General features: G+C 60.5%; 14 protein-coding genes. 11 read left to right on the forward strand and 3 right to left on the reverse strand.

Annotated elements, in window-relative coordinates; all coding sequences use genetic code 11:
- The first annotated feature begins 17 nt into the window (after positions 1 to 17).
- Both AC0V6X_RS04805 and AC0V6X_RS04810 read left to right on the forward strand, forming a co-directional pair.
- Positions 18 to 1,196: a hypothetical protein gene (locus AC0V6X_RS04805; protein ID WP_486183448.1), complete on the forward strand. Its 1,179-nt coding sequence runs from the start codon at positions 18 to 20 to the stop codon at positions 1,194 to 1,196.
- A 4-nt stretch (positions 1,197 to 1,200) separates the two neighbouring features.
- Positions 1,201 to 1,710, forward strand: a complete 510-nt coding sequence (locus tag AC0V6X_RS04810) for a CinA family protein (protein WP_486183449.1) — start codon at positions 1,201 to 1,203, stop codon at positions 1,708 to 1,710.
- Here the strand turns inward: AC0V6X_RS04810 and AC0V6X_RS04815 are convergent.
- Positions 1,689 to 2,129 carry a hypothetical protein gene (locus AC0V6X_RS04815; protein WP_486183450.1) on the reverse strand — a complete coding sequence of 147 codons (441 nt, stop codon included), beginning with the start codon at positions 2,127 to 2,129 and terminating at the stop codon, positions 1,689 to 1,691. The two genes, AC0V6X_RS04810 and AC0V6X_RS04815, sit on opposite strands and share 22 nt — an antisense overlap.
- A gap of 165 nt (positions 2,130 to 2,294) precedes the next feature.
- On the opposite strand from AC0V6X_RS04815, the gene AC0V6X_RS04820 reads away from it, so the two are divergent.
- Entirely contained in the window at positions 2,295 to 2,657 is a 363-nt protein-coding gene (locus AC0V6X_RS04820) for a YciI family protein (protein ID WP_486183451.1), read from the forward strand.
- Between the two features lie 13 nt (positions 2,658 to 2,670).
- Positions 2,671 to 3,888: an RNA polymerase sigma factor gene (locus tag AC0V6X_RS04825; protein ID WP_486183452.1), complete on the forward strand. Its 1,218-nt coding sequence runs from the start codon at positions 2,671 to 2,673 to the stop codon at positions 3,886 to 3,888.
- Positions 3,889 to 3,892: 4 nt separating this feature from the next.
- Here AC0V6X_RS04825 and AC0V6X_RS04830 read toward each other — a convergent pair whose 3' ends face one another.
- Both AC0V6X_RS04830 and AC0V6X_RS04835 read right to left on the reverse strand, forming a co-directional pair.
- Positions 3,893 to 4,804, reverse strand: a complete 912-nt coding sequence (locus AC0V6X_RS04830) for a 50S ribosomal protein L11 methyltransferase (RefSeq protein WP_486183453.1) — start codon at positions 4,802 to 4,804, stop codon at positions 3,893 to 3,895.
- Positions 4,801 to 5,538, reverse strand: coding sequence for an SDR family NAD(P)-dependent oxidoreductase (locus AC0V6X_RS04835; protein WP_486183454.1), 738 nt, complete (start codon positions 5,536 to 5,538; stop codon positions 4,801 to 4,803). The genes AC0V6X_RS04830 and AC0V6X_RS04835 overlap by 4 nt, the downstream gene beginning before the upstream one ends.
- Positions 5,539 to 5,659: 121 nt before the next feature.
- Between AC0V6X_RS04835 and sdhC the strand changes: the two genes are divergently transcribed.
- From sdhC to AC0V6X_RS04870, 7 genes are all read left to right on the forward strand, one after another.
- Complete coding sequence (gene sdhC / locus AC0V6X_RS04840) at positions 5,660 to 6,046, forward strand: succinate dehydrogenase, cytochrome b556 subunit (RefSeq protein ID WP_486183455.1); 387 nt, start codon at positions 5,660 to 5,662, stop codon at positions 6,044 to 6,046.
- Between the two features lie 5 nt (positions 6,047 to 6,051).
- Complete coding sequence (sdhD, locus tag AC0V6X_RS04845; RefSeq protein WP_486183456.1) at positions 6,052 to 6,438, forward strand: succinate dehydrogenase, hydrophobic membrane anchor protein; 387 nt, start codon at positions 6,052 to 6,054, stop codon at positions 6,436 to 6,438.
- 32 nt (positions 6,439 to 6,470) lie between these two features.
- Positions 6,471 to 8,288, forward strand: coding sequence for a succinate dehydrogenase flavoprotein subunit (gene sdhA, locus AC0V6X_RS04850; protein WP_486185515.1), 1,818 nt, complete (start codon positions 6,471 to 6,473; stop codon positions 8,286 to 8,288).
- Between the two features lie 9 nt (positions 8,289 to 8,297).
- A complete protein-coding gene (locus AC0V6X_RS04855; protein ID WP_486183457.1) occupies positions 8,298 to 8,990 on the forward strand; it encodes a hypothetical protein in 693 nt (230 codons plus the stop codon).
- 70 nt (positions 8,991 to 9,060) lie between these two features.
- The gene (locus AC0V6X_RS04860; RefSeq protein ID WP_486183458.1) at positions 9,061 to 10,158 is read left to right on the forward strand and encodes a saccharopine dehydrogenase family protein; all 1,098 of its coding nucleotides are present in this window, start codon (positions 9,061 to 9,063) and stop codon (positions 10,156 to 10,158) included.
- Positions 10,155 to 10,649: a thiol-disulfide oxidoreductase DCC family protein gene (locus tag AC0V6X_RS04865; RefSeq protein WP_486183459.1), complete on the forward strand. Its 495-nt coding sequence runs from the start codon at positions 10,155 to 10,157 to the stop codon at positions 10,647 to 10,649. Before AC0V6X_RS04860 ends, AC0V6X_RS04865 begins: the two co-directional genes overlap by 4 nt.
- 113 nt (positions 10,650 to 10,762) lie before the next feature.
- Positions 10,763 to 12,007, forward strand: a complete 1,245-nt coding sequence (locus tag AC0V6X_RS04870) for an adenylate/guanylate cyclase domain-containing protein (RefSeq protein ID WP_486183460.1) — start codon at positions 10,763 to 10,765, stop codon at positions 12,005 to 12,007.
- Positions 12,008 to 12,012 lie beyond the last annotated feature (5 nt).

Genomic DNA, 12,012 nt, shown 5'->3' on the forward strand with positions numbered 1-12,012 from the left:
CGAAAGGGGATCGCACCATGCGTACACTGCTCAGCCTGATCTGCGCCGCCGCGGCGGCTCTTGCCACAACCGCCTGTTCGGATGGGCTTGCCGCGACCGACATTTTCGACCGCTCCGGCCCGACAGCCTATGTCGCACCACCGGTAGAGCCGCGTAGCACTTGGGCGGATAAGATCCTCACCGACGGGAAAATCCCTGATCGTGGCTTTCTGGTAGCTTATTTCAACCGCTCGCAATCCTCGCCAAAGTTCCACATCGAAGAGGTCGATAGCATTGCGGTGAAATATGCGTGGAGCGACCTGCACAACATTCGCTCAGAGCAATTCGCAGCCTATTGGATCGGTCAGGTTCACTATGAGGAAGGCGGCAATCGCACTATTGGAATCAACGAAGGGCGCGCCCAGTCCCGTATCTTCATCGATGGTAAGCAGGTTTATCCCGCTCAGAACGGGCGAAACCGGGGAGAGATCACGCACTACTTCTCATCCGGCAAACATCTGATCGAAGTCGAATACATCAACAACTGGCACACCACCGAATACAAGGTCACCATCGCCGACGAGCAAGAGCCGCCGCTCTCTGATGACGAGCTGCGCAGTCGTCTCGCGCGGATCGGTGGCTCGGACATCGTTTATGTGTCGCTTTACGAAAGCGACAATCAGGACACGAGTGTCGAGGTCTCCCTGCCGCGCTTCAAGGAGCCGGTGGTGGTTTGGCTTGATTCCTATGAAGGGATCGACTGGAGCGTCGACGCGCCCGGCGGTGTTTCAGCCTATGTGATCGGGTCTTACGCTCCGGCCAGTCGCGTGATGGGCGACGCAGACGTCCCGGTCTATCGCTCGAATTCGCGCATCGGGACTCGTGATCGCGGTAGCTCGGGCGGTTGCTCTTGCACCTCCGGCCACTTCTACTGCGAGCAGAAATCCGGGCTGGGCAGTCTGGAGCAAATCCTGCGCGATAGGACTGGCAAGACGTTGGTCGGCTTTGGCAGCGACTACAGCACCGCAAGGCTTTCGGTTGATCGCTTCCAGCAGGCTGACCGCGCGATAGCCGCTGAAAATGCCCGCGCCATCGAAGCGGCAAGGCGCGCTTGTGAGGCCGAAGCCAACCCCGACTTTGACACGATGCTGAACGACGCGCCGTCCGCTCCTCGGGTGGATGATTCGGGCGACTGGGCCCCGGACACGCCTCGCTAAGCTCATGAACCTCCTCCTCCACGAACTCCACCCTCAAGCGCTTCGCATTGCCGAGCTTCTCCGCGTTCGGGGTGAGAAGGTGGCGGTGGCGGATGGTGCGACGGGCGGCTTGATTGCGGCGAGCCTTCTGACCGTACCCGGCGCGCTCGATTTCTTTGTGGGGGGAGGGGTGGTCTATTCTTTCCGCGCGCGAGATGTGTTGTTCGACCTCCCGCGAGAGGCGTATAAAGGCATGCGCGGGGCAAGTGAGGAATATGCCCTGCTTCAAGCGCGTGCGATACGGGATAATTTCCAGGCAGATTGGGGGCTGGCGGAGAGCGGCTCTGTCGGGGCTTCGAAGCATCCCACTGGCGCTCCTGCTGGGCAGAGCGTGGCTGCGCTTGCAGGTCCGGATGGCGAGTTTACTCGGCAACTCAACACCGGCAGCGATGACCGGATTGCCAATATGGGCGATTTCACCCGCAATGCGCTCGATCTGCTGGAGGCGGGCCTTCAGGCGGACCAGACGGGGTAGGACACCCACCACACCGTAAGCACTGCAAAGACGGGTGTGAGCACGGCGGACTCGCGTTTGAACAGCCCCATGTAAGCGGCGAGCAGCGCCATCCCGAACGTCAGGATGATCAGAAAGCCGCCAATGTCGAGCCACGGCAGCAGCGCGACAAGGAACTTGCTGCCTCCGCCATTCATCACGCCCATGAAGAAGCAGGCGACCAGGGCAAAGGCACACAATCCGTCGAACACGGCCTCGGTCTGGGAGAACTCGAAGATGCCGAGCCACAACCCGGCGCCGTTGGACAGGCATCCAACGATCAACAGCAGCATATTGCCGGTGTTGGAAATGCGGTTGTACCTCAGCTCACCCCAGACAAGCGGGACCAGCGCCAGCACAAAGGCGGCGGTATAGCTGATGTGGAAGATCGGCTCGGACATGGACTGCGCTAATAGCGCGAAAGCGAAAACATTCGGTTAGTTTCGAGGCGCTTGGACAGAAGAAGCGCAAGATTTTTTTTGCGCCACCTGTCGAATCCGTCTTGCCCGCTTCGTCTTCTTGTCAGAGCCTCGCCATTGTGGCGCGGCCATTGAGGAAGAGAACCCATGCAATACATGCTGCTGATCAATGAAAGTGAAGATGCCTATTCCGGTGAAGACGCGGCTCAAGTGATGGAAGCCACGCTGGCCGGTCACATGAAGCTTATCGAAAAGCTGACCGAGGCTGGCGTCGAATGGTCGGGCAACCGACTGCGTGAGGCCAACACCGCCACCACGTTGCGCTTTGAAGGCGGCAAAGAGGCAGGCCTGCATGACGGCCCATTTGCCGAAACTCACGAAGAGCTGGGCGGCTACTACATCGTTGACGCTCCCGATCTCGACACAGCCGTCGAATGGGCGCGGATGATACCGATCCCCGGCAATGGCGCGATTGAAATTCGCCCCGTCTGGCCTGACGAGGAAATGTGAGCGGATTGGAACGATGAAGGGGCAGGGCGCTCTCGCTCGCGAAATCGCGGATGCACGGCCACGGGTGGTTGCCGCTCTGGCCGTGCATTTGCGCGATCTCGATCTGGCGGAGGATGCCTTTGCGGAGGCTGCTGCGAAGTGTCTTGGGCTCGATGAGCCGCCGCGCAATGTCGCGGGCTGGCTGACGGTTGCAGGCAAAAGGCAAGCGGTGGACGCAATCCGCAAACGCCAGGCCGAAGCTCGGGCAAGCGAGGGTGCTGCGCAGGTGAGCGATATGGGCGAAGTAATCGAACTCCCTGAACCGATTGCGGATGAGCGGCTGCGGCTGATCTTCATCTGTTGTCATCCGGCAATTGCGCTGGAGGCGCGCGTAGCGCTGGCGCTCAAGGTCATTTGCGGGCTGCCCGTGGCAGAGATTGCGCGGGTCTTCCTGACCAGTGAGCCGACCATGTTCCAACGCATCACGCGTGCCAAGAAGAAGGTGGCGGAAGCGGGGATCGGCTTTGAATTGCCGCCGCGCAAACATTGGGGCGAGCGGCTTGATGCGGTGCTGTTGACGCTCGAGCTGGCTTACACGGCGGCCTATCAGGACGCGGCCGGAGAGCGGACGCAGGTCGATGACGGCGCGCTGGGTGACGAGGTTGCGCGGCTTGCTAGCATGGTCGCAGAGCTTCTCCCTCAGGAGCCAGAGGCGCTGGGACTGGCAGCGATGGTGCTGCTGGCGCGGTCGCGGGCTGAGGCTCGGTTGGATGAGGATGGCGCGATGGTGCCGCTTTCCCAGCAGGACGCGGGCCACTGGGATTTTGCGATGATTGAGCGGGCGCGGGCGCTGCTCGACCAAGCGGCTGAGTTGGGAGCGACCGGCCCCTATCAGGTGATGGCCGCGATCCAGCTGACCCATGCACGCAGGGCCTTTGGTGGAGCGACAGATTGGGCTGCTATCCTCCAGCTTTATGATGCCCTGCTAATGCTGAGACCCGGGCCAATGGTTGCGCTCAACCGCGCGTTGGCGCTGGCGAAGGTGCAGGGGGCTGAGGCGGGATTAGAGGCTTTGAACGAGGTTGATCCGGCGACGCTCGCCAAGGCGCGGCCCTATCATGTGGCGCGGGCGGAATTGCTCGGCCTGTCTGGTGCGAAGGACGAAGCGCGGGCGGCGCTAGAAGCGGCGCTCGATCTCGATCCGCCGAGCGCTGAGCGGCTTTATCTTGAGCGAAAACTCGCCGAATTGTGAGCCCTTAGCGTGCCGCCCTGCGCCGGAACCACAGAATCGCCCAATCCCCACGTTCGAGCCGCGCCACAGGTCTGAATCCAGCTTTGCGATAGGCGCGGCGGACGTTCTGCTCTTGCTCTCCGGCGAGCAGACCGGCCAGCAATACCGATCCTCCAGGACTGACTGAGGCGGCGAAGTCGGGGGCAAGCTCGACCAAGGGCCCTGCTAGAATGTTGGCGATCAACAGGTCGTAGGGCCCGCGGACTTCCAGCAGCGGATCGTCCATTCCATCGGCGATCACCATGGTCATCTGGCCGGAGCCTGAGCCTAGCTCCACGTCGTTGAGCGCCGCATTGTCCTCGACAACCTGCGCGCACACCTCGTCGATGTCGGACGCCGTCACCGTGGCGGACGGCCACAGCGCCATCGCTGCAAAGCCAAGCAGTCCAGTGCCCGTTCCGATATCGGCGATGTTGCGCGCGACCACACCGCGTTCTTTCATCGCACCGAGCATTTCCAAGCATCCTGCGGTCGTGCGGTGCTGACCTGTGCCAAAGGCTTGGGCGGCGGGGATAGTGAAGTTGATCGCGTCTGGCTCAGCCTCAAACTCCGGCGTGTGGACATAGAATTGCCCCGCGCGGATTGGCTCCACCCCTTTCTGGCTGATCGCGAGCCAGTCTTCGTCGCCCAATTTTTCGACTTCGATTTTCGGAGCTTTTCCCGCGAAGAGCTTCGCAAGCGCAGAGGTTTGTGCCTCGGCGGGCTTGCTGGGATACCATGCCTCCAACACCCAATCCTGCGGCCGGTCCTCCGCCACTTCGCGGCCCGATATGACGAGGTCATAGTCCCACTCATCCAGCTCGTCATGGGCGAGCAGGGCGGCTTGCACTCGGCGCTTTGGCGCGAAGGCGGAGAGTTTCCAGCTCGTTCCGCTCATCGCACGAAGCTCGCGCCGTTGGCGTCGATGACGGCTCCGGTCATGGAGGCAGGCGCGTCGAGCGCGCAGAAGGCGATGACTTTGGCGATTTCCTCTGGCGTTGCAACGCGTCCAAGCGGAATGTCGGCAAGCAGTGAGGCTCCGCCCCGGCTTTCCAGATAGTCCCCCGCCATGGCCGTGTCGGTAAAGCCGGGCGTGATCGCGTAACTCACGATTCCCTCGGCTGCATAGGCACGCGCAATGGTCTTGTGCATCGCCACCATGCCGCCCTTGGCCGCTGCGTAGTGCCAGTGCGCGGGCGAATCTCCGCGATAGGCCGCACGGCTCGCGACATGGACCAGCCTACCGCGCAGGCCGTCCGCACCGGAGAATCCCTTCAGCCAATGCTGCACAGCAAAGCGGCTCAATTGCGCCGCGGCGGTAAGGTTGATGCGGAGCGTGTCCTCCCATGCATCTAGCCATTCTATATCGGAGCGTTCCAATCGGTTTACCTCGAACAATCCGGCATTGTTGATCACCGCGCTGATATCTCCGCCCGACACCTCAAGTGCCTGTTCCCACAGTGCTTGTGCCGCCATCGGGTCGGAGAAATCAGCGGCGATCTGGATGTCGCCGTCCTCGTTTGAGGAGGCTGAGGTCGCATGGCCGATCACGCGCACGCCGCGCTCCGCCAGAGCCGCCTTGGCCGCCGCGCCGATCCCTCGACTAGATCCGGTGAGAAGAATGTATGTCATGCAATGCTCTATTGCGAATTTTTGCACCGAGAGTCGAGCTTCCCAGCCTTGCACCGCGCGAGCGTTCCGCTAAGTGGATGTGGGGCCCAGACGACGGGGCAAGAATACAAATGGGATCACAATGAGCCAAAGACCGCTTTCACCGCACCTATCGATATGGCGGTGGGGACCGCACATGCTGGTTTCCATCCTCCACCGCGTGACCGGAGACGGCATGGCGCTGGTGGGTCTTGGCGTTTTGGTCTGGTGGCTGGGCGCTCTGGCGAGTGGTCCGGAGGCGTATGAGACCTTCCTTTGGGCGGCGAAGTCGCCCGTTGGCTATATCGTGATGGTCGGCCTGACATGGGCCTTCTTCACCCATATGATGAGCGGTTTGCGGCACTTCGTCCTTGATATCGGCGCTGGCTATGAGCTCGACACCAACCGCATGTGGTCGATTGCATCGCCGTTGATCGCGATTGCGCTGACCGTGGCTCTGTGGGCCTACATCCTGCTGGGTAAAGGGTAAGCGCTATGGGTAACGGTACTTCCATCGGCAAAGTGCGCGGACTTGGCTCTGCTCACGAAGGCGCGCATCACTGGCTGGTTCAGCGCACCACGGCGGTCGGCAATGTGGTCCTGATGACGTGGTTCTTCGTTAGCGTCCTGCTGCTTCCGGCCTACGACTATGCAACCGTGACGGCGTGGTTAGCCAAACCAATCGCTGCGGTTCCGATGATGCTGCTCATCATCTGCGTGTTCTATCACGCCAAACTCGGCTTGCAGGTCCTGATTGAGGATTACGTGCACGAAGCCGGATCCAAATTCGCGGCCCTGACCGCACTCAACCTCGCAGTTTTCGGCGGCGGCGCTTTTGCACTCTTCAGCACCGCCAGCCTCGCACTTACAGGAGCCGCCTGATGGCGAACACTGAAGCCAATGGCGCCAACGGTTTGACCGGCGCTTACAAGATTATTGACCACACCTATGACGTGGTCGTGGTGGGCGCGGGCGGTTCCGGCCTGCGCGCAACGACGGGCGCGGCTGAGGCTGGCCTGCGCACCGCCAACATCTCCAAGGTTTTCCCGACCCGCTCGCACACGGTGGCAGCGCAAGGCGGCATCGCGGCGAGCCTGGGCAACAATTCGCCCGATCACTGGCAGTGGCATATGTATGACACGGTCAAGGGTTCGGACTGGCTCGGCGATCAGGACGCGATCGAATATCTCGTGCGCGAAGCTCCGCAGGCGGTTTATGAGCTGGAGCATGCCGGTGTCCCGTTCAGCCGCAATGAAGACGGCACGATCTACCAGCGCCCGTTTGGCGGTCACATGCAGAATATGGGCGAGGGCCCTCCCGTCCAGCGCACCTGCGCTGCCGCTGACCGCACCGGCCACGCCATGCTCCACGCGCTCTATCAACAGAGCCTGAAATATGACGCGGACTTCTTCATCGAGTACTTCGCGCTCGACCTCATCATGGCCGATGTCGATGGTGAGAAACGCTGCGTTGGTGTGATGGCGATGTGCCTCGACGATGGCACGATCCACCGGTTCCGCGCGCAGTCTGTGGTTCTGGCAACCGGCGGCTATGGCCGTTGTTATTACACTGCGACTTCTGCGCACACCTGCACCGGCGATGGCGGCGGCATGGTGCTGCGCGCGGGTCTTCCGCTGCAAGACATGGAGTTCGTCCAGTTCCACCCGACCGGCATTTACGGCGCGGGCGTGCTCATCACCGAGGGCGCGCGGGGTGAGGGCGGCTATCTCACCAATTCCGAAGGCGAGCGGTTCATGGAGCGCTATGCGCCGAGCGCGAAGGACTTGGCATCGCGCGACGTTGTCAGCCGCTCCATGGCGCTGGAAATGCGCGAAGGGCGCGGTGTGGGTGCGGATGGCGACCACATCTACCTCCACCTCGACCACATCGATCCCAAGGTGCTCGCCGAGCGCCTTCCGGGCATCACCGAGAGCGGCAAGATCTTCGCTGGCGTTGATCTGACGCGAGAGGCTCTGCCCGTCACGCCGACGGTCCATTACAATATGGGCGGCATCCAATGTAACTATCACGGCCAAGTCGTGACCATCGGCCCGGATGGCGATCCGGACTCGGTTGTGCCAGGGCTTTATGCTGTGGGCGAAGCGGCCTGTGTCTCGGTCCACGGCGCGAACCGTCTGGGTTCAAACTCGCTCATTGACCTCGTGGTCTTTGGCCGCGCGACCGGTCTGCACTTGAAAGAGACGCTGACCGCTGGCGCGAAACAGCCCGAATTGCCGAGCGACAGCGCGGACTTCGCACTCGGTCGTCTGGACCACTTCCGTTACGCGCAGGGTGGTTCCCCCACCGCAGCCATCCGCTCTGACATGCAGAAGGCGATGCAGAAACACTGCGCCGTCTTCCGCGACAGCGCTCTGATGGACGAAGGCGTCAAGATCCTTGCTGAACAGAACAAACGGATGGAGGACATTCACGTCACCGACCAGTCGCTGATCTGGAACAGCGATCTCATCGAAACGCTCGAGCTCGACAATCTGATGAGTCAGGCGAATGTCACCATGGCATCGGCCGCCAACCGCAAGGAAAGCCGCGGCGCGCACGCGCATGAGGACTTCCCGGATCGCAATGACGCTGAGTGGATGAAGCACACCGTCGCCTGGTTCGATGGCTGGGGCGGCCGCGGTTCAAACATCCGCATCGATTACCGCCCCGTCCACGACTACACGCTGACCGAGGATGCGGGATATATCGAGCCGAAAGCGCGGGTGTATTGATCTACATTTATGCCGCTATTCGATGAGGGAACCGAGAAGATTGCCCAAGGCACGCTGGCTGGGCTGGCAATCGTCTCTGGCTACCAAGTTGGGGTTTCTGCGGATTTGTTCGCCCCCCTAAGTTATGTTGGCGGAGGAGCCGCTGAGCTATCCACTAACGCCGCCTTTGCCTTGCTTTCGGCTTGGCTGTTTAACCTTGTGGTTGTTGTTTATCCTGACCTAGTGAGACGCAGGCGGCTACGGAGATGGCTGTCAGAAAGACATTTCAGGTTCAAAGATCAGCTTAACAGGCATTACCATCACCTGATTGGCTTGCCATACGAGCAGGAAACGATTGAAGAACTCCGAGACCCCCTTGTTTGGGTTGATTACTTTTATGCCCGATATTCGGAAGACCAGAGTCGTTGGCATGCGGTTCACAATGCTCTCTACGAATGGGGGCTCCCTGAGATCAGATCCTATTGCGCGTCTTTCGAGGCTGACTGCGAATTGGCAGCAATGCTAGCAGGAGACCTCAATCAACAACGAGCTGATATCCTTTCACGGGTGCGCTTTGTTGCGCAGAAGGCAGCGTTAGTTGAACCTGAATACGACGAAATAAAGTCGCTTCTATGGGTTCTATCCAACCTCCATTGCCCATCCCGATTGCTAGACAATAGGGCCGATTCTGATCCATTTTCAAAAGACATCGCAGGCTTTTGACAGTTTTCATGCCCAACCACACCCAATCCTACCTCGTTGAGTACGCCTCTTACACATACAGCAACGCCTCATGACCTTCAGGGTCGCAATTCTCGGCGGGTATGGCAATTTTGGTGGCTACATCGCGCGCGCCCTCGCGCCTGATCCTAATATCGCGCTGGTCATTTGCGGCAGAAACCTTCTCAAGGCTGAGGCTTTTGCGGCGGGCCTCAATCCGGCCAATCCGGCGAGCGCTGCGTTGGTCGATATCGATGATCTCGGGTCGAGCCTAAAGGACATCGCGCCTGACCTTGTGATCCACACGGTCGGTCCGTTTCAGGGGCAGGATTACCGCGTCGCGCGGGCCGCTATTGAGGCGGGGGCGCATTATTGCGACCTTGCCGATGCGCGGGAATTTGTGTGCGAGATTGGCGAGCTCGATGGGCTCGCAAAACAACACGGCGTCGCAGCGATTGCGGGCGTCAGTTCGGTTCCCTGCCTGACTGGAGCCTATCTCGACGAAGCCAGTAAGGTGATGACCATCACCGAGGCGGATTACGGGATCAGCACCGCGCAGCAGACCGCTCGGGGGATTGGAACTGCGGCTGCGGTTCTGTCTTATGTCGGCAAGCCGTTCACGCGGCTGAAGGATGGGGCGATGGCCCGCGTCTTCGGGTGGCAAGGGCAGCATTCACAGGTCTATCCGAAGCTGGGCCGCCGCTGGTTTGGCTATTGCGACGTGCCTGATTTTGACCTCTTCCCTGCGCGCTATCCCACCCTCAAATCGCAGAGATTTGCCGCTGGGCATGAGACATTGCCGCTGCATTTTGGCACCTGGCTGATGAGCTGGGGTGTGCGTCTGAAGCTCCTGCCACGGCTCAGCAAAATGTCGGGCCTATTGCTCAAGCTCAGCTTCCTGTTCGACTGGATGGGGTCCGATGAAAGCGGCTTTCACATGTTCATCAAGGGGCACGACAAGGATGGAGCGCCGGTCGAACGCCGCCACTACATCATTGCGCGCGATGGCCATGGCCCCAACATTCCCTGCACGCCCGCCATTGTGATCGCCAAGAAGCTGGCAAGGGGAGAGGCTCTGGAACCCGGCGCGCGGCCTTGTGTTGGTCTCATAAGCCTTCGTGAATTGCGCGAGGCGCTTGCGCACTTCAATCTGGAGTGGATCGACGAATGAAGCTCAACCACACCCAATCCGACCTCGCGAAGTTCGCCCCCTACAGCTATCGCGACGACTCCAACGTCCCGGACTTCGACGAGAGCCGCTCGCTCTTCATCTTCGACCACCACTGTGTGCTGTGCTCCGGCGGGGTCGGCTTCATTATGAAGCATGACAAACGCGGCCGCATTGCCTTCACCTCGGCGCAAAAGCCTTTGGGGGAGGCGCTTTGCGAGCATTACGGGATCGACTGGGATGAGAGTTTTCTCTTCATCCACAAGGGGCGGCCATATGTGAAATTCTCCGGCTACTTCGCGGTCGCGGCGGCGATGGGCGGCATCTGGCATTTGCCGCGCCTCTTTCGGATCATCCCGAACCTGATCCTCGATCCCATCTACGACCTCGTCGCGCGCAATCGTTACAAGTGGTTTGGCCAGACCGAGGAGGCCTGCGCCGTCCTCACCCCCGACCAACGCGCGCGGTTGATTGACGCGAAAGCATCGAGTTGAGTTAGGCCGCGCATTTTCCCACGGCATAAACCAAATTTCGCAATGGCTCTCGCACCCGACCATCGCTAAAACATCATCCGAGGGCCAAGCATTGAAATTCAGGGGAGGCATGCGTGCAGCTGCTTGCCAAGTTCGCCGATCCCGCCGTTGAAAAGGCCTATGTGAACTCCGAGCGGGAGGAGCGCCTGCCCGCGACCCGTTTCCTGGCCGGGATCGGGATCGTCACGCTGATCAGCTATATCGGCTTCAACCCGATGCATTTCCCGTCCGAGGGCGTGGTCGCCTACAACATGGCGGCGATCCCCTTCATGGCGGTGTTGAGCGGCATTTTCGCGCTGACCTTTACGCGCTTCTACATCGAGCAGGCGTGGATCGACCTCGTCATCTTCATCGCGATGACGGTGGTGATGGTGCTGTTGATTGAGGCGTTGGGCGCTCAGTCAGAGATCACTAAGATCAGCCGGTTCGGCATGGGGATCATCAATTTTGGGATCCTGGTTGTCTTCGCCAGCGTGGGCTTTGTGGCCACCACGCGTTATTTCTTTAGCTGGGCGGTGGTGCTCTTGCTGACCTATGGCGCCTTCCTGCTGACCTCCAACCGCGACATTGTCACGGTCGTTTACTCCTTCACCAACTTTACCACCTTTTTCACCTTTGCCTGCTTCGTGAACTGGGACATCGACCGGCGCGCGCGGCGTTCTTACCGGGCTTGGATGAAGCTGGAGGAGGAGCGGGCGAAGACCGAACAGATGTTGTTCAATGTCCTGCCCGAAGACGTCGCCAACCGGTTACGCCGGGGCGAGGTGGTGGCGGACAGTTTCTCCGATGTGTCCGTCGTCTTTGTCGACATTGTCGGTTTCTCAAAACTGGCGCGCAAACTTTCGCCGGGGCACCTCGTCAAGATGCTGAACGGTGTGTTTGGCTTGGCGGATGAGTGTGCGGAGCGGACCGGGGTGGAGAAGGTCAAGACGATCGGCGATGCCTATCTCGCAGTGGCTGGCGGCACGACGACGACGGCGAACGATGCGCTCGCCGCGATCCGCTTCGCCCGCGCTTTGATCGATGCGGTGGAGCAATATGCGCAAGAGACCAAGATCGACGTGAAGGTGCGCGTGGGCGTTCACACCGGGCCGGTTGTGGGCGGAGTGATCGGCCAGCACCGCATGGCCTACGATTATTGGGGCGACACGATGAACACCGCCGCACGGCTTGAGAGCATCGCTGAGCCAAACGGTATCGCGGTCTCTGAAAGCACCTATTTCGCCGCGTGCTCTGAGGTTGATTTCACCCAACCAGAGCTGATCACTCTAAAAGGGATTGGTGAGACCAAGGTGTACCGCGTTGTGGGTGAGGATTGAGGCCT

The sequence above is a fragment of the Erythrobacter sp. S267 genome, assembly GCF_057365045.1.